General features: G+C 52.9%; 30 protein-coding genes. 18 read left to right on the top strand and 12 right to left on the bottom strand.

What is annotated here, in order from left to right; translation table 11 throughout:
- Nucleotides 1–82: 82 nt before the first annotated feature.
- From BLL42_RS30645 to BLL42_RS28145, 7 genes are all read left to right on the top strand, one after another.
- A complete protein-coding gene (locus BLL42_RS30645) occupies nt 83–685 on the top strand; it encodes a hypothetical protein (protein WP_236722029.1) in 603 nt (200 codons plus the stop codon).
- Between the two features lie 56 nt (nt 686–741).
- Nucleotides 742–1050: a hypothetical protein gene (locus BLL42_RS28170; RefSeq protein WP_071556002.1), complete on the top strand. Its 309-nt coding sequence runs from the start codon at nt 742–744 to the stop codon at nt 1048–1050.
- A gap of 128 nt (nt 1051–1178) precedes the next feature.
- Nucleotides 1179–1634 carry a hypothetical protein gene (locus BLL42_RS28165; protein ID WP_071556001.1) on the top strand — a complete coding sequence of 152 codons (456 nt, stop codon included), beginning with the start codon at nt 1179–1181 and terminating at the stop codon, nt 1632–1634.
- A 108-nt stretch (nt 1635–1742) separates the two neighbouring features.
- The gene (locus tag BLL42_RS28160; RefSeq protein WP_129587034.1) at nt 1743–2018 is read left to right on the top strand and encodes a hypothetical protein; all 276 of its coding nucleotides are present in this window, start codon (nt 1743–1745) and stop codon (nt 2016–2018) included.
- Between the two features lie 16 nt (nt 2019–2034).
- The gene (locus tag BLL42_RS28155; RefSeq protein ID WP_071555999.1) at nt 2035–2409 is read left to right on the top strand and encodes a hypothetical protein; all 375 of its coding nucleotides are present in this window, start codon (nt 2035–2037) and stop codon (nt 2407–2409) included.
- Between the two features lie 10 nt (nt 2410–2419).
- Nucleotides 2420–2767 carry a hypothetical protein gene (locus BLL42_RS30285; RefSeq protein WP_071555998.1) on the top strand — a complete coding sequence of 116 codons (348 nt, stop codon included), beginning with the start codon at nt 2420–2422 and terminating at the stop codon, nt 2765–2767.
- Nucleotides 2768–2920: 153 nt separating this feature from the next.
- Nucleotides 2921–3172 (top strand): hypothetical protein, encoded by a 252-nt coding sequence (locus BLL42_RS28145; protein WP_071555997.1) that lies wholly within the window; start codon nt 2921–2923, stop codon nt 3170–3172.
- Nucleotides 3173–3296: 124 nt separating this feature from the next.
- Here BLL42_RS28145 and BLL42_RS28140 read toward each other — a convergent pair whose 3' ends face one another.
- Both BLL42_RS28140 and BLL42_RS28135 read right to left on the bottom strand, forming a co-directional pair.
- Nucleotides 3297–3755: a hypothetical protein gene (locus BLL42_RS28140; RefSeq protein WP_071555996.1), complete on the bottom strand. Its 459-nt coding sequence runs from the start codon at nt 3753–3755 to the stop codon at nt 3297–3299.
- A 48-nt stretch (nt 3756–3803) separates the two neighbouring features.
- A complete protein-coding gene (locus BLL42_RS28135; protein ID WP_071555995.1) occupies nt 3804–4076 on the bottom strand; it encodes a hypothetical protein in 273 nt (90 codons plus the stop codon).
- A 292-nt stretch (nt 4077–4368) separates the two neighbouring features.
- Between BLL42_RS28135 and BLL42_RS30640 the strand changes: the two genes are divergently transcribed.
- Both BLL42_RS30640 and BLL42_RS29360 read left to right on the top strand, forming a co-directional pair.
- On the top strand, nt 4369–4566 hold the full coding sequence (locus BLL42_RS30640; RefSeq protein WP_071555994.1) for a hypothetical protein: 198 nt from the start codon (nt 4369–4371) through the stop codon (nt 4564–4566).
- Between the two features lie 68 nt (nt 4567–4634).
- A complete protein-coding gene (locus BLL42_RS29360) occupies nt 4635–5279 on the top strand; it encodes a hypothetical protein (protein ID WP_081427383.1) in 645 nt (214 codons plus the stop codon).
- 11 nt (nt 5280–5290) lie between these two features.
- Here BLL42_RS29360 and BLL42_RS28120 read toward each other — a convergent pair whose 3' ends face one another.
- Nucleotides 5291–6397, bottom strand: a complete 1107-nt coding sequence (locus BLL42_RS28120; RefSeq protein WP_071555993.1) for a helix-turn-helix domain-containing protein — start codon at nt 6395–6397, stop codon at nt 5291–5293.
- Between the two features lie 618 nt (nt 6398–7015).
- Between BLL42_RS28120 and BLL42_RS28105 the strand changes: the two genes are divergently transcribed.
- Nucleotides 7016–9049 (top strand): hypothetical protein, encoded by a 2034-nt coding sequence (locus BLL42_RS28105; protein WP_129587033.1) that lies wholly within the window; start codon nt 7016–7018, stop codon nt 9047–9049.
- 46 nt (nt 9050–9095) lie between these two features.
- Here BLL42_RS28105 and BLL42_RS28100 read toward each other — a convergent pair whose 3' ends face one another.
- On the bottom strand, nt 9096–9638 hold the full coding sequence (locus tag BLL42_RS28100; protein ID WP_071555989.1) for a hypothetical protein: 543 nt from the start codon (nt 9636–9638) through the stop codon (nt 9096–9098).
- A gap of 490 nt (nt 9639–10128) precedes the next feature.
- On the opposite strand from BLL42_RS28100, the gene BLL42_RS28095 reads away from it, so the two are divergent.
- From BLL42_RS28095 to BLL42_RS28060, 7 genes are all read left to right on the top strand, one after another.
- Nucleotides 10129–10494, top strand: coding sequence for a DUF1294 domain-containing protein (locus BLL42_RS28095; RefSeq protein WP_071555988.1), 366 nt, complete (start codon nt 10129–10131; stop codon nt 10492–10494).
- An 18-nt stretch (nt 10495–10512) separates the two neighbouring features.
- Nucleotides 10513–11445: a S49 family peptidase gene (locus BLL42_RS28090; protein WP_071555987.1), complete on the top strand. Its 933-nt coding sequence runs from the start codon at nt 10513–10515 to the stop codon at nt 11443–11445.
- Between the two features lie 602 nt (nt 11446–12047).
- The gene (locus tag BLL42_RS28080) at nt 12048–12302 is read left to right on the top strand and encodes a hypothetical protein (protein WP_071555985.1); all 255 of its coding nucleotides are present in this window, start codon (nt 12048–12050) and stop codon (nt 12300–12302) included.
- A gap of 41 nt (nt 12303–12343) precedes the next feature.
- Nucleotides 12344–13243 (top strand): glycosyltransferase, encoded by a 900-nt coding sequence (locus BLL42_RS28075; protein WP_081427381.1) that lies wholly within the window; start codon nt 12344–12346, stop codon nt 13241–13243.
- A gap of 16 nt (nt 13244–13259) precedes the next feature.
- Entirely contained in the window at nt 13260–13445 is a 186-nt protein-coding gene (locus BLL42_RS28070) for a hypothetical protein (RefSeq protein WP_071555983.1), read from the top strand.
- Between the two features lie 849 nt (nt 13446–14294).
- On the top strand, nt 14295–14549 hold the full coding sequence (locus BLL42_RS29935; RefSeq protein WP_129587032.1) for a hypothetical protein: 255 nt from the start codon (nt 14295–14297) through the stop codon (nt 14547–14549).
- Nucleotides 14550–14746: 197 nt separating this feature from the next.
- The gene (locus BLL42_RS28060) at nt 14747–15445 is read left to right on the top strand and encodes a GNAT family N-acetyltransferase (protein ID WP_071555981.1); all 699 of its coding nucleotides are present in this window, start codon (nt 14747–14749) and stop codon (nt 15443–15445) included.
- 33 nt (nt 15446–15478) lie between these two features.
- Here the strand turns inward: BLL42_RS28060 and BLL42_RS28055 are convergent, their stop codons facing one another.
- The 8 genes from BLL42_RS28055 to BLL42_RS28020 all read right to left on the bottom strand — a co-directional run bounded on the left by BLL42_RS28055 (nt 15479) and on the right by BLL42_RS28020 (nt 23067).
- The gene (locus tag BLL42_RS28055; protein WP_071555980.1) at nt 15479–15886 is read right to left on the bottom strand and encodes a hypothetical protein; all 408 of its coding nucleotides are present in this window, start codon (nt 15884–15886) and stop codon (nt 15479–15481) included.
- 47 nt (nt 15887–15933) lie between these two features.
- Nucleotides 15934–16353, bottom strand: coding sequence for a hypothetical protein (locus BLL42_RS28050; protein ID WP_071555979.1), 420 nt, complete (start codon nt 16351–16353; stop codon nt 15934–15936).
- 33 nt (nt 16354–16386) lie between these two features.
- Nucleotides 16387–19734, bottom strand: a complete 3348-nt coding sequence (locus tag BLL42_RS28045) for a hypothetical protein (protein WP_071555978.1) — start codon at nt 19732–19734, stop codon at nt 16387–16389.
- Between the two features lie 103 nt (nt 19735–19837).
- Complete coding sequence (locus BLL42_RS28040) at nt 19838–20311, bottom strand: hypothetical protein (RefSeq protein WP_071555977.1); 474 nt, start codon at nt 20309–20311, stop codon at nt 19838–19840.
- 39 nt (nt 20312–20350) lie between these two features.
- Nucleotides 20351–21364 (bottom strand): nucleoid-associated protein YejK, encoded by a 1014-nt coding sequence (yejK, locus tag BLL42_RS28035; RefSeq protein ID WP_071555976.1) that lies wholly within the window; start codon nt 21362–21364, stop codon nt 20351–20353.
- Nucleotides 21365–21432: 68 nt separating this feature from the next.
- Nucleotides 21433–21876 carry a hypothetical protein gene (locus BLL42_RS28030; RefSeq protein ID WP_071555975.1) on the bottom strand — a complete coding sequence of 148 codons (444 nt, stop codon included), beginning with the start codon at nt 21874–21876 and terminating at the stop codon, nt 21433–21435.
- A gap of 6 nt (nt 21877–21882) precedes the next feature.
- Nucleotides 21883–22353, bottom strand: a complete 471-nt coding sequence (locus BLL42_RS28025; protein WP_071555974.1) for a hypothetical protein — start codon at nt 22351–22353, stop codon at nt 21883–21885.
- A 216-nt stretch (nt 22354–22569) separates the two neighbouring features.
- Nucleotides 22570–23067 carry a hypothetical protein gene (locus tag BLL42_RS28020; RefSeq protein ID WP_071555973.1) on the bottom strand — a complete coding sequence of 166 codons (498 nt, stop codon included), beginning with the start codon at nt 23065–23067 and terminating at the stop codon, nt 22570–22572.
- Between the two features lie 211 nt (nt 23068–23278).
- Between BLL42_RS28020 and BLL42_RS29355 the strand changes: the two genes are divergently transcribed.
- Nucleotides 23279–24856, top strand: a complete 1578-nt coding sequence (locus tag BLL42_RS29355; protein WP_081427380.1) for a tandem-95 repeat protein — start codon at nt 23279–23281, stop codon at nt 24854–24856.
- Nucleotides 24857–24993 lie beyond the last annotated feature (137 nt).

The raw sequence follows: 24993 nt of genomic DNA, 5'->3' as shown, positions 1-24993 counted from the left end.
CATGGAAAATCCGACCAGCCCCACGGGGCTGCATTGGAGAGCGGTCTGGAGTACCGATTGCCAGCGATGGCCACGCCGTCAGATGGAAATCAAACGTCAGACCAGACCGCTCTACCAATGCAGCTACGAGTCAAAGGAAAAAGTGATGAAATTGAGAACGCCAGAGGCGGACGACAAGAGCGAAATGGCAGGCCGTATGTACGAGGCGTGCGATCTGAAAATGGCCATCGAAGGTGGGCACCTGAAAACCATCGACGATGTGCTGGCGTGGGCCAAGGAAAGCGAGGCAGGTCTACTTGCTTTGATGGAGTTGCCTGTGTGGGTAATCAACGAGAACGCGTGCGTCGATATCAAGGCGTCCATCGAACATAACCAGGTCGCTCCTAAAGACGCATTTGCCGAAGCAGCGGCACTGGTACTCAAAAAGTTTCCGCCGCGTCTTGTGATAATCACTCAGGACGTAACGCAGTTGGAACGGCTTTACCCCAAGGGCGGCGATGGAAAATCGACTTCGGGCAAAAATGCTCAAGCAGTCGAGCCGGTCTGGTTTGTTGAAGAGCGTCAACTGAATGGTGACTGGCTTGCCATTGACCGAGCGGATGACCAAGAAGAGGCCGAGGCTAAATTGCGGAACGCTAAAGACTCCCTTCCAGGCACGTACCGCCTAAACCGTTCGGACTGGTAGGAAAGTAGGCGCCCGGTGGTGTCACCGATACGGCCGGTAGCCGGAGGACTCATACGATGGTCGAAATTCAAATGGTGGACGGTCACAGCACACCGATGCTGTTTTGTGACGTATGCGGCGAACGCATTGAAGACGCTGGCAAAGCAGCCGTCGTATTTGAAAGCTTCCGTCCAAATGGAGAGCGTGTGAAGACCCTACATGTCCACAAAGGCAGCATTGATGGTAAGACTTGTCACCATGAAGCAGATCTGATCATCCAGTCTGGCGGCGGTACACCCGGCTGGCAGGAATGGAAGCGCTACCTCTGTGACCTTGCTCATAACGTCGCTTTCCCCGCCTCCGTAATGGTTGATTACGACAAGTAAGCCGGAGCATCAATCTCTCAAGGAAAATCCAAGGAACGCCCAAGCCCAGCCATTGCTGGGCCGAGGCAGTAGGAGCGGCGCGATTTTCGCGTCCGCGAAGACAGATGCCGAATCTCATGAGCGTACCGATGTTTTCTAAGAATGTTTTGGCAATCGCTGTGTTGTGCGGCATCACCTCGTTCGCCAGCGCCGCTGGCTCTTGGACTCAAACGTCCACCGGGAAAGACGATTCGGACGGTTTCGAGGCAGCGATTACAACTGAGTATGTGGTGAAAAATAGCATTAAGTTGATTAGGGGGAACTACCGGACCGCGTTCGTGAAGACGACCTTTACGCCTCCGGTTCCGTTAGGGGATGGACGCTCCGCAGCATCGACAGTTTCTGACGTTATGGTCAATTGCAACGACCTCAGTTGGGGAACCGCAAGTCAGATGATTTTTGACAGTGATATGGTCCCGCTTATGACATCCGTCGGGGATTTTGATCGCACCAAGCAAATCTGGACGCTCAAGGATATGAAACCTTTAGACCCCGCCTCGACTACCTACAAAACGGGCCAATTCATTTGCGCAGTGAAGATGTAACGGGAAATCTTCGAGGAATTCGCTGCACCCTCAAGCCCGCCGTCGCGGGCTAAGGCCGTAGGTGAAGCGCGGTTGTCGCGTCTACAAAGAAACTAAGGAGTGAATGCCATGCCCCACTACAGTCTGCACTATTGCTTTGACGTGATCGTCCCTGGGCCGGGAACAATTGAAAGTGTAATGGCCAGCGAAAGCCTCAAGACAGTCGAGCGTCATGCCCGCATCACCATTGGGTTTCCGGTGGAAATCGAGTATGCCAGCGATCTGGAAGGTATCGAGCAATGGCTGGCCGAGCAGCACAGCAACACGTTTGGCTGTTCCAACTTTCGGGTACTGAGTTGGCAACCGCTTGTTGGTGAGCAGCGTCCATCTTCCACCAGTAATTGACCTCGGAAATTACCCAATGAGCATGACCAAGCTGGAAAACACTCTCATCAATCTGGCGCGTTCGCACCTGAACTCTGTGCTCAGTTACTACGAAGCGCACAGTGCAGGGGATAATAGCGAAGAGGCCGAGGCCGATTACATGGGCGATCATGGGGCTCTTTTCGCGTTGCTTGAGCTTGGCCACATTTCCGACAGTGGTATTGGAACCGAGGCGAAAGCCGAACTGCTGGAAATCGAGGCTGAACACGCAGCCGCTGTGCCATGGCCAGCAGAGAGCGAATCATCCCCGCCCATCAATGTTGATGTGCGTTATCAGGATGGGCGCCTTGGAACGGTGGATGTTTCTGAGGCACGCCACACCATAGTTCTCGGCGGCAACCAGCCCGACTAGGAAATTCACCATGTCGACACGAAGCAATCAGACCGCGCTGTATGTATACGACTGTGCCATATGCGGCCACACCGGTCAGGTGCATCTGGACGGATCTGCGTCGGAAATCAGGACGGGTTGTTCCCAGTGCGGCGCCGAAGTGGTCGCCGCTGAACTAGATAATACGGCGGCTGCCGGCGAGCTTGTGAGCGACTTGCTGGACATCATCACGTATCTGACGGATGCCAGCGGGGAACCTGACTATCCCGGTCGATTTGTCAGCATCAGATCCGAGGTGGACGTTTCGGCCACGGTCAATCCGGTGATCGCCCGCGCCGAAGCCTTCTTGCGGGCCATCTCGGACGGCGCTGGGGGCTAGTAACCCGACCTCCAACAACGATCCATCTGTTCCAGGAAATTCCGACCAGCCCCTCGGGGCTGCACCGGAAAGCGTTCATTGCCCAATCAAGCTGGCCAGGGACAGTCATTGAGCGCTTTCCAATGCAGCAACGACACAAAGGATGAATCGACCATGAACGAGCCGCGCTATCAATTGCCACCCCTCACCTTGGGTCAGTTGGAACAACTCACGCATGCGCTTGAGGTTGTATCAGCAGGTGAGGCAGATCCCGACGCCGAGGTGTTCCGGCTGCTGGATCTTGTGCGTCATGGGGCCCAGGTCCTTCGCGGACCACGGTCGATTGCGAACAGGCTGTTTGGTGAACGTCTTGCAGGGGCAGGTAAGCTTGAACTTGTTGAAGGCTACCAAAGCCAGAAATCCTAACTGGACTACATGCCCCGGTTGCGGGGCTAACTCAGCAGAATGGAGGCATAGCGATCGGTCCTGCCGGTGGAGGCAATTACTTGGTGCCTGGAAGATTCTTCTCTCGGAACTGGGGGCAACCCTGTTATGCCGCTTTAAATTTCAGGACACCGCCTCGCCATTTCGCAACACTACCGATTGCGCTTTTCAGCACGGTAGTCAGGCCAGACTCGATAGGGGTTTCGGCACCAAAAATCAGCACGACCTTGACGCCTTCTTTAAAAACGATCCCCTTACCATGCTCCGAGCTCACCTGTGCGTGGTCACCACTTCCATACACGTCTAGCTCCACTGCGCGAAACCGTAGTTCTATGCGTCCGCCATCCCGTGTTGGTTTAACCTTTGCGGTCAGATCCCCGAGAGATACTGCCAGCCCCTGTTTGTCGTCGACGACAAGGTGTTTGGCTTTATCCAACTGGACAACGTAGACCCCTTCGGGGCTTTGTTCGCAGACGTAGATGACGGGAGACGATTGTAAAAGCTTAGTGATGTCAGCTTTGAAGTCACCAAGCGTGAATAGAGCTGAAGGGTCGAGGTGGGGCATGAGGCTTCCGGGTCCGGGCAAAGCCTGATTGTAGAATGGCGCCGGGGATCAAGCTACGGCTGAGATTGAGGCGCTCATCTTTGCAAGCACCGAAATTGCGAAGCTGGATGCAACCCCCTGTGCAGCACTGAGAGATCCAAACCCGGTAGACGTCTGTCCCAGGTAGATCAGAGCGTACTCAGATCCATCCTCCGACCATTGCATCGCCGTCATTTGCTGACCGCCAATAGTTGCGGTTTTGATCACGTCGGTTTCACCGACCCAATTGTGCCCTGAAATACCTGTCGACCACTGTTTGTTGATCCGTGATGAGCTATGCATGGGGCTCAGTTCCTTGATGTTGAGTTGCCCGAGCTTTGAAATTGCCGCGGGGGAGGAATGGTCTGGCAGACAGGACAGATTCTTCCATGATGATCGATTGGATTGATCCCGCGTTGAGCCCCTGCACGGGGGCTGATAGTAGTCTTCGAACCAGTGGCATTGTCGCGCGGGGCGGCAAGGAGTCCTGTGAGGGCCTATAACCGTCCCCTGGCCAGGGGTTAATCATTGGCGAGACCAGCAGACACGCAAAGGATAATGAGGCCACGTTCTTCAATTGATGGTGAGGTCTGAGATGCCAAGTGAACAAAACGGTTTGGCAAAACTGGATGAGGAAATCCGCGTCCTGGTTGCGTCCCCGTCGACCAGCCATTGGCTTCGAGCTGCCCTGCAGACAGCCCTGGTTCGTGATCCTGTTGACGTCGCCAATGACGCTGAGTTTTTAAGCGACCTATTGGGACGTCGATGCGATGCGTTACTGAAATTTCCATAGGTCTTTTGGCTTGCCGCACACCTTGGACCAGATAAAATCTGGCAACCTTTTTTGACAATGGAATCGACATGTTTGTATTGGCCTGCACGGCGCTCCTTCTTTTTGCAATGGCGAATCACATCAGGGTGCTCTGTACCAGCGATTTTCGGTCGAGCATCCGAACGTTCTTTTGGCTTGCGGCTCCGTTGTTGATGGCTGCACCAGTAATCACCACCTTCTATGACGCTGCTATGTACAGATCCGGCGCTGGGGTCAAGCCTTCCCAGGGAGGTCTTGTCGTAGCACTATCTCTGATCGGCGCGATGCTGGTAGTGATTCAGGCTCTGTATGGCCTTCTCAAGCCCCTAATGCTTAAAAAGCAGATTAGGTTCTGGTCGATGGGCGCTTTGGTCCTGAGTACTGTTTTAGGTGGGGTAGGCGTGATTGCGGCGATAAAACAATTAAGCTTTGTCGATAATAATTCTGGCATGGTGAATTTCGGATTTTTCAGAGAATCAGTCACTGACATGAAGTGTGGCAGTGACCTGATTCTGGCTAAATATATTGAAGGCCAGCCCACCCAATACCGTTGTCCGAACGGGTTTATCATGAACCAGTTCCGCGGTGCCCCGTTTGTGCCGTGGCCTGACTACACCGAAGGCACAAGCGCGGAGCTAGGTGTCGCTATCGGCCAGTTCAAGAGCAGCTTTGTGGATCTTGAAGCGAAAGAGTGAAGCTGACCACCTTACCGATCCACAAGTCCGCTCGCGTCGTTCAGGATCCTGGAAAGTTCACTCAGGCTATTGGCGGACACGACGCTTGTCAGCCCATTCAAAACCTCGCCGGTACTCGACCTCAAGCAGGTGAGAGAAAGTTCGGCGAGAGTGTTGGGGCCAAAGGTCGCCATCCTCAACACGAAATGACGATCAGTCGGTGGATCGCGGCTCAGTTCCACGCTGCGATACAAGGGGCTCCCTGATTGGGCGACATCAGGGGCCGACGTTTCCAAAGCCTTTGGCGTCCAACCTCTGGTCAGGTGCAGCTTGGTCAGGTTGGGAAGGCTTTCAAAGGCCACCTCGATGAGACCTTCTCGCTCTCGAAGATTCCAGTTCTCGCGCTCAGCTTGAGTGCTCACATACTCCTTCCTTGACGCGATGCCGGGAAGCCCTTCAATCGTTTTGATGGGTAGCCAAAGCCCTTCAACGAGATCGAGCATATGCCGCGGGTCAATTATTCGTTGCGTTGCAAAGGCAGGGTTGCCGCCACGGGCTTTTAGGGGGGTACCGTCCGCGTTATAGCGATCAGGCCATATCAACCGGGGTGCAACACCCAGGCACTTGGCAATAAGCGTCTGAGGTTTTTTGTAAGCGTGATGCGCGAGATTGTAAATTGCGCTACGGCGCAGGCTCAACTCGTTGGCCAGCTGTTTGATTCCCAAGCCACGTTTTTTGAGGTGGTCCTTTATCCAGGCCCATTTCGCCTTAGCTTCTGTCGGCATCGTACTGACATCCACTGGATGGCTTGACCAAGCTTCTATCGTGTCCCGGAACTGGCTCTGAGATTCACCCACACTTAGACCTAACAATGGCCCCATCACCCGATTGATCTGCTGCTGGTGGTGGTCACTCCAGACGGTTTTGTAACGCTCCGGAAACAGCGTTTCAGGTGCCACTCCCAGCGCGTCGGCGATGGCTTGTTGTCCGGAGGGGTAGTGTTTAGTTTTCACCATGGCGGGCGCTGTAACGCCGGTTTCGCGTGCAATCCGCTCAAGCGATGTGTTGGCGTCCTGCAAAGCTCTCTTGATCGCTTCCCACCGAAGCGCCCATGGAATGTTGGGGTAGAGGATGTCCACTGAGGAAGCTCCTGAGCTGGAAAAAGTCATTGCAGGCAAATCGCCGTGCAGGGAGGAACGGGGGTGTCTACAGCTCGGGCGTTTACATCGTCAGGTGGTATAAACAGGTTAGCGATGAGCTCCGGAATAAGGGGCTTCACATTGTTTCGAATGAATGCCTTCGCCTGACAGCAGGCCTCCCAATAGCTGTCCTGGCCAAAGAGGTGAGTGTCGAGAACCTGTTGGCATTCCCCATGAATCTCAGCTTGCAAGTACACCCTCAGGAGACTGCGTCCACCAGAGGTTTGATCCTCGCTGCGTTCCAGTGAAACGCTGAATCCCCAGCGGAGTTGACGCGTCATGTCGAGGTTTCTAACTGACCACTGCAGGCCGCAGGGGACGCTTCGGATTTCTTTCGTAATGCTCATCATGGAGAACTCCCATTTCGATAAAGGGAGTATCCAGCGCCTCTGGAAAATGCAACTTTGTGGATGGAGTAGGACGTGGGGTTTAGATACCTGTGTATATGCCGATAAAAGTGAGCCCCTCGACAAGGGGCAAACTAGAAGTTTGGAATGGAAGCTTGAATTGTAAGGTGGGCGGCGTTCGTAACCACCCAGACATGGAGCAATGATTTATATGGCAATTTCTGTACAGGACGCTGCCACTGGCGGCCGTACCTCTCCTTTTTGGCAGTCAGGTTTTACAGAAAATCTTGCGCCCCCTTCAGCGGTATCACTGGATGTTCCCCCATTACCGTTGTGCTTTGTCACGGACGATGCTGCAGAAGCTTGGGCAGCTGTCTTGGGCTCGCATAAGCGGGTAAAGGACCTTGCGGATAAACTCCGTAAAGTGAAAATCCGAAGTACCTGGGTCAGCAGAAAACAGATGAAGATCCAGGAGGACGCGCATGTTCTTACGGCCTATTTTTCAGAGCCTGACCTGTTAAATCAGTTAGCCAAGCAACTGCCTCTGCAGCAACTTCACCAGTTCCACCCAATGTCGATCGTCACGTCCTTCATTGAAAACCTGATAGGGCAGGAGAAATCAGAGCTGCAGCTGTCGGTTCTGAACAGCGGCAATCCGTCTGCAGTGGAGGCTGCGATTTGCAAGCGTTTTCCGGCTTCGCGGTATGCCTTCAGCTTTGGCTGGAGCGATTCACTCTATAGCCCCCTGATGGTGCTACCGGACGTCCTAGAGCTGATCGAGTCGGAAGAGGGTGAGCGTTTTTACCAAGCCTGCTTCGCGGCATATGCTTGTATGTCGGAACTGATTGAAACCCATGTTCCACTTGCGCAACTGAATGCCAGCGAAAAGGTAGGAAATGCACTGAATGGTGTGTTGGCCCACAAGCTGTCCATTGAGAAGCAGCGTCGAGCTGAAGGCGGTCTGCCATTAACGTCGGCAAGCTCTTTGAGAGGAGCGTTGGGGGCCCAGACCCGACGACTCGACGTAGACTGGTCTGACCCTACGGATCTGCTTCGTGTGATGGCGAGGCTTCACGCAATGTGGGGTGATGGAAAAGCCGGCTTCACGATCGCCGTGGAGGAGGTCGCCAATGCTTACCTTTTGCCAAAGCTCAAAGATTTATTCGGACGACTCGAAAAGGCAGAGAGTGCATCTTTTCAAGGTGACCGACAGGACTTGGAGTTGTTGTCATTAGTCGACGAGTTCAAGCTCCAGGAGCATAAGGGACCATTGGTTGAGGCGCATGTTGCGGTGCTGTCACCTCTGTGGTCCAAATTTGATTTCGCCACCTACTTTAAGGATCTGGAAACGCAAGTCGCCATTATCGAAGAGCGCTCGCGGGAAATCGTACAGAGGCGTGCAAGCATCTTGAGCCTTTCGCAGAAAACTCACCTGGATGTTCAGGCGATTTCGAGTGAGGCATTGTTGGTTTCTGCCGGGACACACGACATTGAGCGTCTGATAACGGAAGCGGCTCGCAAGTTGTCCGGCCCTTCTGAATTGCTTTCCTCGGTGATGGCGGGCTGGACGCATCTCATCAGTGGATTTCACCTGGATAACAAGCAACCGGGGGGAGACGAGGACACCCAAGTACTGGAGCTGGCTCTGCAGGAGGTTTCAGCGTTGAGCGCCGAGCTGAAGAAGCTCAAGCGCGATACTCACCATGTTCGAGTAAAGGCTGCTCACCTGGCAGTGGATGAAGGACGGGCAAATGATGGGATTGCTCAGATCCCGACCGCGATAATACGCAAGCTGATAAACGATCCTGAACAACTCACACCCACTGAGATTCTGACCTGCTTTTCTACGCTGGCGCAGGGCAGATTAAGAGTCCTGCCTTCAGCTTGGAGATCTGCCAAAGAGTCGGAAAGGTTTGAGTATTCAGCGCGGATGTTGGAGCTGCTGGACAAGCTTGTATTTGACTATTGCGATGCGCTAAGAAGTGGGCGACCTGACTCGGAGGCGAGGAACATTCTTGGATCAGCGTACAGCGCCAAGGAATCACAGAGTGTCAGCTTGGTGCCTTCGATGCGTTCAGAAAGAATGTTCCAGGTCGACGGTGAGTCGCTGTATTTTGAAAAGCACCTCGGCATTGGAAACTGCACTGGTTCTGCTCGTGGAATGCGTATCTACTTCGAGATTATTGATGGCGTGGTGGTCATTGGGTACTGCGGTAAGCATCTGACGGTGGCGTCTACAAACTGAGGGGGGGCGAAACGAAAAGCCCCAGACTCGAGGCTGGGGTTTGTTTTCATTTCATTGGGATCCAGCGTTTTGACGTCTTTCCTGGACGATCATCGAAGCTGCCTGGTTCAAGTAGATACTTGATTCGTCGTACTCGGGCACCCAGGTAACTCGCTATCGCCATAAGAACCGTGGCCAATCCGGCTAACGACCAGGTGGTGCTTGTGCTGAGCTTCCGTACAGATTCGGCAGCCGCAACTGCGGACAGCCGATCTGCCTCGTACGCTTGAGCTCGTGGACTGATCGCCTTGTCGTGAGCGAATGAGTCCAGCGCATAGAGAACCTGTGATTTGGCGTCGAGGTCCTTGAAAACCCCTTTATCGACGGCAAATAGGTTAGCGACGTCAGACTTTGCTTGATCACGTTTAGCCGTTGCATCCCCCTTACCAGCGTCCCTCAACGCGATGACTACAGACATCTGAGCAACCAAATACCGTATAGCCATGCTTTGTTGGTCGCGGCTAACGCTCATTTCCTGGATTATTTTGTAATCGAGATCGTCGATAGCATTCTCGAATACCTTTCGCTGAGATTTCTCAGCAACGGCCACGGTGCTAAAGGTGGCTCGCTGGTATTGGCTGCGAGCGTTTCGATTCGGGTTCTGCGTTTCCAGTTTTCCTGACCCTTGGAAAATGCAAGGGGTTAGGTGTGGGTGCAGAACAACCCAAGTGGTGTGTTCGCTGGAGAAAAAGCGTGGAGGAGGTGGGTTGCGGGTTTCATAAAGTTGTCATCCCTGCCATTCGAGTGATGGTGAGATGGTTTCATCCGATCCCCGGAAGGGAGCGTCGAATCCACCCCCTATCAGGGGGCAATTACGGGATTTGATAGCGACGATTAGTGGCGCGTGCAGAGCACCACTGCAAACCGACTAGCCAGCGTTTGTGAGCGGATGAGCATCAATTGATTCCCCCTGGGCGGGGGGCAGATTGGAGTCATATGAAAGCAGCCCGCCATTTACGCTTTACCTACCTTCCGGCTGCCTGTTCCAGAGTGACGGCAGAAGATTCTTCCGGGAAAAGAACAGTGTCTGGAGCCTGTGCATGACGAGACTGAATCGAATCTTCCTGGGGGTGATGGCCTTAGCCAGCGCCTTCTTTATCAACTGGGTTCTGGTGAAAACGAACCATGGCCTGCTGCTCTACATACTGCTAGCGAGCGCGGCATCTTTCACGATTCACGTGTTGGACAAGCGGAAAGCTATAGCGGGGCTTAAGCGGCTCCCTGAGTGGCAACTGCTCAGTTTCGATGCATTTGGCGGATGGAGTGGCGGTCTGATCGCGAGAGGGTTTGTCGGGTACAGCTCCCTCAAAAATGGATTTCGTAACAGGTTCGCCTTGGTGGTGATCCTCAACATCTCCAGCCTGTTGTGTGCGGCGTGGATGTTTCCCGACCTCATTTTGGTCTGACTTACCTCAAGGTGAACAATGGATAAGATGGAAGTCCTGGAGCGCGCGCTTCTGGCATCGGTTACAGAACAGCGTCGTACCAGGCGCTGGAAGATTGCCTTTCGCTTCATGACCTTAGCAGTGGTTGTGGGCGCCTTGGTGCTGAACAGTCCGTTAGACCTGGTAGGGGAGAGTGATGGTCGTGCCCAAACCGCCAAGATCGAGTTGAACGGACCAATTGGGGATAGATCTGGGGCCAGTGCTGACAATGTGAAGCGAAGCCTAGCCGCCGCCTTCAAAGACACCAAAACCCGTGGTGTCGTACTTGAAATCAATAGCCCAGGGGGGAGCCCCGTGGCCGCGGGGCTCATTTACGATGAAATAAAACGACAACGAGCGCTTCATCCTGACATCAAGGTGTATGCCGTTATTGGTGACCTAGGGGCATCAGGGGCGTACTACATCGCGAGTGCTGCCGACCAGATTTACGCGGACAAGGCCAGTCTGGTCGGCTCAATCGGTGTAACGGCGGCGACCTTTGGGTTCGTCGATCTGATGAGCAAGCTAGGTGTCGAGCGACGTGCGTACACTTCAGGAGAACACAAGGCGTTTCTGGATCAGTTCCAGCCCAGAAATGAGGGGGAGACATTGTTTTGGCAAGGCGTTCTCGGTACGACCCATCAGCAGTTCATCACAGCGGTGAAAAATGGCCGGGGCGATCGGCTTAAGTCAGCAGAACACCCTGAGCTGTTCTCCGGTTTAATCTGGACTGGTGAACAGGCTTTGCAGCTGGGACTGATTGATCAACTGGGCGATACCGACCTGGTGGCGCGCGATGTGATTCAGCAGGAAAAAGTCGTCGATTTTACACGCAAGGAAAATCCATTTGATCGATTTGCAAGCAAGCTTGGTGCGTCGGTTGCGAACGAGCTTTCGCAGATAGTTGGGGTTTCTGGGATTCGGCTGCAATAAATGGGGGATCTTCTTGCGCGTTAGTTGCTCCCTATGTGGGGGCAGTCTTCAAGCTCGCAGTTTATATCTTCGTGGGAAGATCATTCTGGTCTTTGGCGGAAAGCTAATGACCACCACCGACCCATGAATGGGGTTTAAGCGGCGTCCGAGGAATCAGTAGGAGGAGTCATGACTATCAGCCCCACATTTAAAGATCTGAACCCCTTTTGTCAGGTGTCAATTACTGCAGCGAAGGCCCAATACCCTGGACTGGGAGTTGGGCCAGCCGTGGCCACTGAGCTGCTTTATCGGATCGCCAGTGGCGAAATCACCTCTCGTGACCAGATCCCAGCCGAGTACCAGCACCTCAGCACCTTTGTGAGTTGCACCGTGGAAACTGTTTCGACATAGAAAGTCTGTGAGTTGTACAAACAGAACAATGGTGCTTCGCAGGTATCAACGCGGCACAACTGCTCTGCTTTCCGGAGTTAACGGGAAATTCGTAGCCCAGTGGACCTGGGCTGTATTGGTAGAGCGCTCATTGCCCATTTGCTTGCAACAGGTGTCAGGGAACAGTCGGTGAGCGCTCTTCCAATGCGACTACATAATCAAGGAAATGCGGCATGAAGACGGAACCAATCACCGAAATCGACGTTTACCGGGCCACCTTGGGGGCTTGCGTGAAAGCAGAAGCCAGCGGTCAGCAGAAGCTCGCCACGGTTCTCCGCGCCTGGGTCAATGCGTCGCCATTTGGTGACTGCCCAAGCTGCCAAGGACGACCAGTAATAATTTCTGAGCCGGTTTGCTCGACCTGTGCTGGTGACGGTTTTGTACCACTCAAAATCATTCAGCCGGGTCCGCAGGGGCGGTGGTACTGAAAGGCAAACACGCCCCAGGTTCAACCCCAAGCCTCGCTCAGATGCGGGGCAGGATCAATGGAAGTGGCACAGTTCCGTATCCACGAAAAGCCAAAAGGATAATCACCTTGCATATGCTGTCGCTGCTAGTGCCGGCCCATAGCGCTCATAAATGTTTGCCCCCGCTGGTAGTGCGGTTACTTGACCAGTGTTCTGACCTTACCCCCATCCAGATTGTCGTCAGCTCTGATGATGGTTTCGACTACAGCAGTATTCTGCCTGATGATCCAAGGGTCGTTTACGCCGCTCCGGGGCTGCACACTGGTCCTGCCGCCGCACGCAATCGAGCCTTGGCGCGAGCTACCGGGAGCCACGTTTGTATGATGGATGCAGACGACAGCGTGTCAGGTTTGTTCATAGCCACGTTGTTCAAGGCTCTAGAACGTCATCAAGCCTTTGCGTTGCGTAGCGTTTATGTAAGAGATCGAGCAGTGGTAAGGGCCTTTCTTGAGCGCACCGTGACTCTAGAAAACTACGTTGCGTTTTATGGCAGCGTGTTGGTCGTGGCGCCTCGTGCTGGATTCCCGCAATTCCCAAACGTGCTGGTCGAAGATGGCCTAGCTACTCTTGCCGTGATGCATTGGCGTGGTGGTTCGCTACCGGTTATCAATGCCGAGTACCGCATAACTCTGCATTCCGACTCATATTGTGCTTCGAACGGCCATACCTTTACCCAGCGCTACCGCGAGCATCTTGCCCAGGTTGATTCAATCGCTAAGGCGTTTGGTGATGCGTCGCTGGCAGTTGTCTTCCAGCACCTATACGAGACGCGCTTAGCAATGAGTGCTCGTTTTGACAGTTATGTGTCTGAGGTCGGGTTGATGGATTATCACGAATTCGTACTTGAGCAACCCGACCGTTCCGAACATACCGAGGCGTGCGAAGCGCATAACGCCAGTTAAGAAGGATCTGTAACCCATGAAATTAGTTACGGAAGCACATGACCTGATTGGTAAGTCCGTTTATTTCCAGACTGACCATACCAGCTATGGTGAAGGTCAAGTCATTGAGGTTCACGAAGCCCAGGATGTTGTAACCGTGCTAGAAAAAGACACCGGGGCGCGCTGGAAAGGCAGTATGGACCACATAGAGATTACGGATTAAGTAGGAAGGATTGATGCTCGAACGCGACGTTGCAGTGAAATTGCCGGTCATCGACGGCCCTTGCAAGGGGCAAAGGATGGCTCGGCCAGGAGATCAGTTCACCTTTGAAGTTGCTAGCTCTACGAGCAAGACAAAGGCCCAATTCACATACTGCTTGCGTCGTCACCGGCTGATTGGGCTGGTGTGGGCGTTTCCGACGAACAAGAGCGTTTCGAATCCGTAAAAGAAAAGGCCCAGCATTGCTAGGCCATTGAATAGGTACCCCTTAACGCGGGGCTACGGTTATGCCTGGTTCTCCCGTTGGGGCCAACGCTACAAGTAGCGTCAGGACAGATCTACCGGATGAAACCGAATCGACCTGCTGGAGGTGACCTGCTCGTACCCTCGTAGGGGAAAACCCAATTCCGGTGATACAGGTCCGCGAACCATCACAGACTGCAGCTGTTTTACCGGCATCAACACCGAGAGCACCTTCTGCAGGCTCTATCCCACTTGTGGCAGGGACCGCCTTCTGGACGTCTGGATTTATTGGCCGGTCATTAACCTTGGGTTACGCCTGCCTCTTGAAATCCATCATGCCAGTCGCCAGAAAAACGCAAACTGGGGCCGAATTCTCGACGGAATTTTTCAACCGATCGCGTAGTGGCGATAAGGTTTTTTGCTACACTGATTTCCGAGTCTTCTTCCGCGGCGTCGGCGCCGACGAAAGCAGATTCTTGCGTTCAGTCTTGAGACTGATCGTTTGATAGTGACCGGTGATCACTCAAAACAAACACCCACCAATCCTTACCTATACGGGGCGCTATTGCCCCGTCGGGGTAGTCGTGCCTCCTCTGCTTGGAGACACACATGACCTTTGCAATCAATGCACGTGATATCGGCCTTTATCTGGTGTTCGTGGTTCTTTTGGGATGCTCTGGGCACCCCGACCGCTCTGCGAGTACTGATCAGGCTTACGCGCCTCTCCCGCTACCCCGAGTCGTACCTAACTGCCAGATGGTTGGTGAGGCATCGGTCTGTAACTGGATAGCGCCACTTGAAGAAAAACGCGTTTCCCAGCCTGCGGTGAACATGGTTCAGCGGGTACCAGGGATCATGCTGTGAACAACAAATAGGGGCCGCTAATTTGCGGCCCCTATTTTTTTGCGGTTGTACGAGGTGAACGTGAATCTCGCTACTCAGGTAACGATGTGGCGGCAACGGTGAACTTCAACCACTGGTTGTATCGAAGCAACATTCTCCCGACGGTATACTCGACCGACTCAAGCAAAAAACTCACACGTCTCTGACAGGCACTTTTCATGATTCGGATTGGTCTTTATAACGACGCGGTACCAGAGGCTCTTGCACAACAAATTATCGGCACGTCGGCTCGTTACGCGACTGACCTCGCCATGGATGCGTGCCCGCCCGACCATCTGCTCTACCTGATCTCACAGATCTACCTGCAATTCGAAATTCACGCATACCTAAGTGCGATCGGCCAGCCTGGTGGTGGGAATGGGGAGGTGCTGGTAGCGTTTGATGAGGATGAGCATCCTGGCTTACTAATTGGGTTTCTGCTCTACATGCCGCTTACCGGTTCTCAAGAGCACTGTGGGGTCAACTACGGTGCGGTTCATGAGGGGTTCCGAGGTAGGGGCGTCTATTCCGCATTGATCCACCATATGCTTCGACGATACCCCTCAGCCACACTGACCTGCTTTGTAGAGAGCGTTCCGCTTTATGAGCGGATGGGGTTCAAAGTAGAGACGGCGCGAAACAGTCAGGTCCAAATGTCCTCTACCCCGGCCCCTGCCGACATGGTGATGCCTGTCATGGACATGTCCCGGCTCAAGGATCACCCTGTGGTTATACAGGCTCGTAAAGATGCAATTGCCACACATGGTCTCGAGGCAGTTGATCGAGCATACAAGGAGTCTGACGAGCGAATTAAGGCGCTTTGCCGAAAGGCTGAAACGTATGTTGCGAAACGTCTTGGTTCGCATACCCCCACTTGAATTAGCGGGGGAGACGCTGAGAGGGATGGTGGGTTAACGACTGGTAAGGCTCAGCAGCATATCTTTTGCTTTTGACTCCCTCGGCTGCCCCCACAGGTTTCGTATTGTTTGAGCGAGTGCTGATTCACGCTCATCCCCAAAATCAGGAGCTGGTGAGGTCTGGATCCCGCCTGGTGTCTCTTGCACCATCACCGACATCAGACGGTCCAAGTCCTCATTCGACAGGTAGCCCTTGGCGATCCTGCTTGAGATAGTTTCCTGAGCTTGAGGAGAAAGGTGGGGGTAGTGTTTTGCCACGATCGCGTAGCCTGATGGCGATGCTTCCTGTCGTAAAAACCAATCATGTGTGAATGGTCCCAATAGGAAATAGGCGGCAACGGGAATGATCACCAGGACCATCACCCATGATGGTCCGGACGACTTAGTTTTTTGGTCTGACATTGAGGTTCCGTTTTGGGCTGTCATGGGTAAACATTGTGGGCAGCTGCTTACAGTTTTTTCAGAACGGTACCTTCGGTCAACTCTTGATTCAGGGCGCAACCTGGATCGATGCGGCCTAACCCCATGGCTTTGACTGAACCGCCAAACTGCAGCAGCTCGATGACAATCCCTTCACAACCTTTACTCGTTGGCGAATAGGTGATCAGTCGTTGGTTTCCGACCGGGCTGTTGATATCGCCCTTTGCAACACCAGGGAGAATGGTTTGTTTGCCGTCTGCACTCTTAACGACAATTGCCGCGTCGTGTTGTCCGGATCCTGTTTCCTTCAGCAGTAGGAAGTATTTTCCAGGCGGTTGTGCGTCGACGGCAGCGAGATCACTTACATCGTGATGGAATACGCGCCACAGCACGAAAGCGCCAATAATCACGGCTGGCGCTGATAGGGCAAAAAGCGGGTTTACTTTCATTTTCAGGTGTCTCGTTTCAGTGGGAAGGACGCTTCAGACAGGCACATACAAGCAGGCTAAAAGCTTGTCTGGTCTCTTCGGCTGAGGGTATTCGGGAGGAGCGTTATCCATTGGTATCGCTTGATGTTTCAGTTTCTGAAGTGCCGCGTCGTATTCGTCCTGGTACCGATAGAACTCGTGGCACGTAGAAGCTCCGCTCCAACCTTTAAAGTCATACAGTGACGCCGAAGACGTATCGACCTTGCCGTCAAATGCCCACATCATCCTCTTGTAAGGAAAGCTGGCGTCTTCGCTTCTGAATGTCACGGTGACGATGGTCTTCATCGCAACGGTTGCCAATACTTTCTCAAGCCCCAGCCATTCATCCACGCGCACATTGGAGGAGTCTTCGGAAGATTCTCCTCCGGCACGAAGCGGTGGGGCTATCCAGACCAATCGGGATCGCCCTGTGTCGTCCTTTGGGTAAAGCGCGCGGAGTCGTTGATCAAACGACACTGGGTTTGCCACCGAGGTCCGAGGTTGCGCTTCTTGATGTTCCTGGGGGCTATTGCGTCCCAGAAAGAGTGGTAACGAACAGTGCGGCGATGACGTTACCGGCATCTCATGAATTCGAAAAACGCTCAAGTCCCTTCGTCCATTGCGGTGAGAGCGCAATTCATTGTCGATGTGCGCCGAATTGTTCAAACGCAAATACTCCGAAACCACCTCAGCCCACATTTCTGGCGCAGCGGAGCAATTCGCCAGGGCGAATGCGCCGTTCTGGCATCCGAACCCCAGGTAATTCAAGGTCGAGCCACGGCCAATCAACCCGATGGGAAGGAAGAACGACGGGCGATAGATTGTGCGCTGTGGACCTGCATTGGACAGGCGATGTTCGCGGCGCCAGGCTTTCGAAACCTCGGCAAAAGCGTTCTCGCTTCCGAGAATTTCGTTGAACAGGTCAGCGTTTAAGGTCAACTGGTTGAAGACATCTACCTTGGCCTGGGGGCTTTTAAAGGGAGATTCGAGGGACTCCCATTCTTTCGATTCTGGCCACTCATACTGGACAAGTTCCGCTGCGCTTTTCTTTTGGAGCAGCACCCATTTACGCGAAAGTTCACCGATCGAGCGCTTTCCTACACGCAGAACAATTCGATGAACCCACACAAAAGGGCAGACTCGATCATCGCGCTCTGCGGTGGAGGGAGCGGCGTAGAGTACTAACTGGGATTTCCCCGTCAGGACCAGTCGAAGAGGGCTGTAGCATCGGTCTTGGGCAAAGGACCCGATTGCGTGCTGCCTCGCTGCGGAGCCGTGCTGCAGCATGAACAGTAGATTGAGCAAGACTGACCATTCTTCGGGTGGGGTAGAGCCCTGGAACCTAGGTAGTGATGCACCTTTGTTCGCAGCCCTCCAGCGAATGACTGCTTTATCGACCAGGGTGTCAGCTTCAGACTCCCCACTAATGCCGCCCTCAATGAGGGCCTGGCGCATCCGCGAACGCATGGGTTCTTCAAACGCCCTTTCCTGCTGTACAAATTTGAGAGTTTGTTTGAACAGCTCGATGTACTCGACGGAATGTACGCGAGACTCTCGATCGTAGATGTAGCGGCGAAGCTGATCGGGTTGTACCGCATCAAGAACCAGATAGGGCTCCGCGCCCGGAGTGAGACTGCCGGTTCGGGTCAGAAAAACCTTCGATTGAAATACGTTTTGGTTGTCGTGCCAGCTTGACCTCTTGGCGTCGACATCGACGCAGATGTCATTCCCATCGCCATATGCCAACGCAATCCCCCTGCGACGCACAGGATCGGCCTTAAAGTGATGCAGGCCAGGGGAAGCCTCCTCGTCTCTCAAGCGCCACCAGAGACAGAAAACCCGTGAACCCGGCGCGAGGTAACTGTTCATCTCCTCGATCCACTTGGAGACGTGCTGCAGGCGCTCACGAGGCAGCATGGACTCCCCATCTTCGTCGTGAATGAACCGTAGATACTTTTCCTGGAAGGGAAGGGTCACGAAATCCAGGCCCTGAGGCTCGGAATAAAACTGACCAAACAGCTGCAGCCGGTGATCCAGTCCCGCCATCAGGATCAGGAACCGTTTGTAGTGGAGCGATTGAGCTTCGAATGCACTGAGCGATTTAGTGTATTTCAGCGAGTCGAAGGTGATCTGTTCACCTCCCACGCCCGTGAACAGCCCATCAATTTCATTTTTCGATGGGAACAGCCGTGAGGCACCAAGATGTGTCGTTACCGGGGAGTCCACGCAATGAATGTTTTCGCCATCCCTGACCAGAAGAAAAACCTCGTGGTTGGTGCGATTGCGCTGCAGGCTCTCGTAGGTGTTTTCGTAATAGACATCACGTCGGGTGCTGCACATACAGACGATGCAGCGTTCGGTGGGAAAGATCTGAGCCACAAATTCAGGATTAGACCCCAGCAGCAGGCTCATGCCTTTGAAGTCTCGGTGATCAGAGCTTTCATCGACGTGGGTGAATACGGCTATTTCTTCAACCATGATCAGCTTTCGTTGCATGATGGTCAGAGGATTCGAACTACAGGCGCTGGCGCCTTTGCGAAGAGTCGTCACTTCAACGTCTTTGCCAATGTACAGATCGAGGCTCTTGATGCCTGCCATGATTTTGTCGACGTAGACCCTCACTTCTTCAGTGTGGGCCAGCGCAGCGGCCCCATACTCATCAAAGTACGGGGTCATGCGCTTGATGGCCTGCTCGATTTCTTTTGTTTTGGTAGTGATCCAGTTCCCCTGAATCGTTGCAATCGCGTGGGACCTTTCAGCCTGAGCCTTCATTACTGCGATCGAGCTTTCAGTGATGCCGGAGGAGAGGAAGCTGGAGAGGTTCTGTGGAACACGAGCGGTATGGTCAATTGCGATAGGTAGTTGACCTGCAGGGTTTGAATTTGCAGATTTGCGCGCGGACTCCTCAAGCCCTGCAGCGATGAGTTTTGCCATCTTTTCCGGGCTCGACTGCGTGTCCACCAGATCCTGCTGCAGAGCGAAAACGCGACCTTGTGCGGCGGCTAACTCTCGCTGGCGAATCTGCTCGTGGGCTGGTTCGAATTCAAACTTTTGAAGGAAGCTCGATATGCGAAACTCATGAGTTTCACATGTGACGTAGCCTTGGCGATTTTGACCCTGCTCATCAGTCCACTCCACTTTCACATGCTGACCGTACTGATCAGGATGCGCACGGACAGAAATGGTATGAGGCTGATTGTCTACCCAGGCGATCGATTCGATCAGCAGGACCATGTCTTGCTGAATTGCGTACTTCGGTATACCCATCAATGCCCGCCAGAACTGGCCAGCCGACAGAGACTGAAATTTCTCCAGGCGCTCAAAGGCATCCTTGGGTTGCTGAGGCTTAATGATGTCGTTCATGGCTGCCGTCTGTTCTCTGTATGTGGATCTTCGTGAGAAAGCATATTGGGCATGCAGAAAGCGCAAGAGGGCCCGAAGGCCCTCTTATGTCGTTAGCTCAGATTCAGACGTTTTTCAGGTACAGCGCGTATAGGCCAATCCCGATTCCAGTCAGAAAGATGGCGATGCCGAGTATCTTTACAAATGGACTGTCGTTTTGTTCAGCCTGGTCGATCCAGCGGCATGCGGTGTCACCAAGAAGCCCAATTGCACAGAGGAAGGGGTAAAAAAAGTATGCAGTGGGTGTATCGACACCGATTGCTGCCTGGTAAAAAATCTCACAGGCAATTGCCAGAATAGTAAGCGCGATGGCGTTTCCGACCCGCGCCTTCAGTGTCAGATCCTCACGAGCTCCGCTCTGCTGGATAAATAGCGCCAGGAAGAACGGAATAATTGGTAGAACCGATTCGAGGTGATGCTTCAGCAACCAGGTGGCAGCCAGGGCACCTGCAGTGCCCAAGAGGTAAATCAAACTAGGAACGTAAAGTTGCTGCTTGCGATGCTGAAACAGTTGAGTTTGAGGCACTTTAGTAGCCATTGATGATCTCTCTTGGCGATTGATGGAAATTTTAAAGCGTTATTTTTTTGAGGTACTGCGTCGAAGCTGGTCAGCGAGGGCGCTGGGGAGCTTTCGTATCAGTAGGGTGTTTTGTTCTGGGTCAAATTCGACTTGGTTGCCCAGCATGGAAGATTCGAACGCAATCGAGAGTCCGCCAGCGCGGCCAGCGAAGCGGGCATATTTGTCCAGTGTCTTCTTGTCGACGGGGATCTGTTGTGACAGGCCGTAGTCACCCGTAGAGATGTGCTCGGAAAATGCCTGGGGTTCGTATTCATTGATCAGCGGTGATAGCTCAGAAAGGGAAACGGGCTCGCTGAGCTTGTTTTGGCTATTGGAGTAGTTGATGACTGTGTGAGTGATCTCACTGACCTCGTCCGCTGACAGTTCCTGTTTGACGACGTAGTCCGAAACGGCCTTGAGCAGCGTCCGAGTTTCAGAAGGTGAGTCGATACCTTCCTGGCAGCCGATGAAGTCTCGAAAATACTCGGAGACTTTTCTGCCTTTTTTTCCCTTTACGAAGGAAATGTACTGTCTGGATTCATTGTTGCTATGCCACTCGGACAGGTTGATCCGGCTGGCGAGGTGCAACTGATCAAGATCGACATGTCGGACTTCGGTGACGTCGAGAACTTCCGTCATGGCCATGCTTTCGCGGTTATGCAAAATCGCGACGGTCAGGTAGTCGGTCATACCCTGTTGATAGTGAGCAAAAAGCACATGGCCACCTACCGTCAGGTTGGACTCTTCCATGAGCTTTTGTAGATGCTCTACAGCTAGCCGGCTGAAAGCGATGAAGTTCGAGTGTCCATCCAAGTAGGCGGCGAGCCAGGAGCGAAATGGATATGCACCCGACTCTGCGTGGAAGAAGCCCCATCCCTTACCAGTTTTGGCGTTGTAGGCTTGATTGAGATCACCTAGCAGGTTTTCCATTGCAGCGGACTCAGGCAGTTCAGTTTGCCGAGCATGAAGCACTGACGGAGTACCATCTGGTTTCTTGTCGATCTGGTGGATCACAGCGTGTTTGATAGGCATAGATTGTCCCTTTAGCGTGGGTGGAGTGAACCACTGCGATCATCCATCCAGCTGAAAAAACGCAAGTGCTACCGATCACCGGCAACGAGCGCGGGTCCGTATTTGATTCGGTCGTAAATCGTCGCCGGGTGTCTTTCAGTCGGTAGCTCCGACCGTTTGGCGATATCAGAGGCCAGGGGGCCATCGATGAGCACGATTCGGTCAAGTTCTGTAAGGAACTGGTCAGCAGCACTTAACCAATGGACCAAACCTGTTTCCTCGCGGAATACATGCGGGGCGCGCTTGAGTACGGCCTCGGTGGTTTCACGACATTCGTGAATTCGGTAATGAACTCCTCCGTTGAAACGCTCTACGTGCATAACGATCTCGGTCAGGTGTTCACGTAAGTGCTGTCTTTCGAGCGAGAACTGATCGCAGAGCATCTTCTGCGCGACCAACCTGCTGTAAACACGCCTCAAAAGGACTGAAAGCACTGCGATGGTAAAAAGCAAACCGATTTCTTGGACCGTCATAACTGCTCAACTCCCAACTGGACGTGTTTTAAACGGCAGGATCTTTGCCGTCGGTGAGGGGGGCGTCGGTGGCCGATCGTCCAACTCGGACAACGCAACTTTCAAAGCGGGGGCACGACGTTCCCTGACAGACTGGGCAATGGCATCGAGCTCCTCGAATACAGCCCGTGCCGATCCCTGATGGTCGTTATCGGCGTAGGCCAGCATGAAATTTCTGATCAGTTCGGTCAGCAAGATCCCTGGGTTGCAAATGCCCTGGCGAATCGTCTCGTTTGTGAAATGGCCGAGTTCAGATGGACCGGTTTCCTCAAAAAACAGATGCCCAAGCTCGGTATAAATTGTGCCGAGAGATTGTTCAAAATCGCCGCGGCGTTGCGGGTCCGAGCAAATAGAGAAACAACCGCTGGCATTGGTCATTTGCTGCAATGCATGCATGGCAGCCATGACAGGTCGCTGTGTCGAAAAGATCTCACTCATAGGCATTGCTTCCGTAGAACTTGAGGTTGCTGTCGCTCGGCTGCGTGACACTGCTGGAGAGCCGACAATGTTTATTCTGAATATCGATCCCCCCCTGCGTAGCGATCTGTTAGCCCCCGTGTCGGGGGCTATTGGTGATCAGGAGTGGTGGGAGAAATCTGACTCAAGGTACGCGGAGCGAGGAAAACGCAAGGCAGGGTGAATGAGGGGCCTTTGTCAGGCGGTTTCAGCGAGGGTCTTCGGTAATAAGTCGGGTCGAGCGCTTTTGAGATCTTCAAATATTTCGGTCAAAAGGCCAGCCACTTCAATTTGGTCGAGTGCTTTTGAGCTTTGAACCGAGTGAGGAATAACCATCTGGCTTCCTCCGGCTGTCTGCCAATCGAACGCGATCAGATTAAGGACTGGCAAGCCTGGTTGAGGAACGGTCCACCCTCTGGATTCCCGAAGGTAGTGCAGAAAAACAAACGGCAATGGAGTCAGCGCCTTCTCACGGTGTTCAGTCTTCGCGAGATCAACAAACCGAGTGCATTTTATGTACAGAGCCAACGGGGACTCAGGGGCTCCGCGCAACAGTTCCTGCAGCCAACGACGGTATTGAAGATCCTTGGTGTTAACAGAATTGAATGCGCGAGGATGAACCTTTGAGGCGTGTCTGAGGCCACCTTCTGCGTTGTAACTGTGAATCCAGATTTCGGTTTTTTTGCTATTCACCATTTGGCCCCTCATTTATTTTGCTCCGGATCGAAAACCTTCCGATCACGGTGCCCGATGCAGGCAGCTTGACCCGAACCGGTAATAGATTAGAGGTGCTTTAACCCCCGTCGAGGGGGCAATCACAGGCGCTAATTGGTTAGGCGAGCCTTCATCATCATGTTTATGAACGTCTGAAATTTACTTAATCCTAAACTAGCCATTGGTTCGCCTTATGATCAAATACCCTATAACTGCATCGAAACCGCTAGGCGTGCTTTCTGTTTTAGGTTTACTGTTGGTTTCGACATTGAGTTCACAAGCGTCTGCGAACCAACCACCAGTGAGCACCCTCGGGAATCCGGCGAATATTCAGATGGGGCGGTTTGAAAACTGGGTTGGCCCTGTTCCAGCACTATTTCGAGATCCAGACGGAGGTGCGATTCAAGATAATGTATCGATTTTAAGGGGACCAACATATGGCAAGGTTACTGCCCTGGCAGGCTCAATTTATTATATCCCGTTACATGGCTTTACCGGGAATGACTCGATTGTTGTTCAAGCTTATGACTCGACCGGTGCTGCATCTGGGCCGGTAACATACAATTTCAGCATTAATGGTTCAATGAACCCGGCAGGACACCCGATAACTAGCAATACATACATCTATACAGTCCAAGGACAACAAGGGTGGGGCGGTGCATTATGCGCAAATACCCCAGGGACTCCTGTTGCTGCTGTTTACTCTCAGCCCTCCGTTGGCTCTGCTTCATATTGGGCGAATTTGTTAGTATATAATCCAAACGGACCATTCATTGGTACAACAGGGTTTACGTATGCGTGCACAAGGGACAACTACCCATTCTTGGTTTCGGCAAACATGGGGTATGTGAGTGTTTATGTCGGAGCTCAAGTAGCATTAAGCACGCAAGAAGACACCCCTAAAGCAGTAGATATTGGGTCTTACCCAGGGCTTACTTACCAGATTACTCAGCAGCCAGCTAATGGCAGCGCATACGTGAGCGGCAGCTCCATAGTGTTTACTCCTAACGCGAACTGGAACGGTTCAACCTCCCTAAATTATAATGCTGTTTATGCTGGTGGTGGGGGTTCACTAACTTACTCGATACCTATCTCTGTTTCACCAGTTAATGATGCTCCATCGGCGTCCGACCAAACCATGTCGCTGCTTGAGGATACATCTGCAACGATAACCCTACCTGTTTCTGATGTTGATCTTAGCTTTGAAGGTGATAGTCACACCTGGCACATCGTTACGCCTCCAAACTCTGCGCACGGAAGTGCGACGATTACTGGGGATAGATTAACTTTTACTCCAGCACCTGACTGGTTTGGTACGACCTATCTCACCTATAAGATAAGAGATAGAGCAGGCGCAGAGTCCAATGTTGCAACAGTTACTATTACCGTTACACCTGTTAATGATGTGCCTGTAGTAAATAATATTTTCCTGGCGACTGATGAAGACACGCCAGGCACAGTGAAATTGACTGCTACAGATATTGATAGCTCGCCACCTTTCACATTTGAGATGGTTAGTCAATCACCAACATTGAAAGGTACTGGTAAAATTGATGGTGATATTTTGACATTTACGCCATATAAAGATTGGAACGGAACCACGGCCTTGTCATATCGGGCTATGGATAAAGAAGGCGGATGGTCCCTCCCTGCGACGGTGCAGATTACCGTTAACCCAATCAATGATGTTCCAGCGCTCAGATCCCCGCTTAAGATCGAAGCGAGGGAAAATGTGCCAGTGAAAGTAAAGGCCGTCGTAACGAAACAATAAGCACTTAATCCCACCGTCACACTCTGACAGTGGGGTTTTTTGTGGCATTTGAATCATCTCGCTTGCGTTTTTTTTGATGATGTCATTCTAGGTTTGAGACCCATCGCAACTGTCCGATTAACTCGTAAAGGTAGTCA

Origin of the sequence: Pseudomonas frederiksbergensis (assembly GCF_001874645.1) — a bacterium.
In the GTDB taxonomy this organism is placed as follows: Bacteria; Pseudomonadota; Gammaproteobacteria; order Pseudomonadales; family Pseudomonadaceae; genus Aquipseudomonas; species Aquipseudomonas frederiksbergensis_B.
This window is presented reverse-complemented; position numbering and strand designations above follow the sequence as displayed.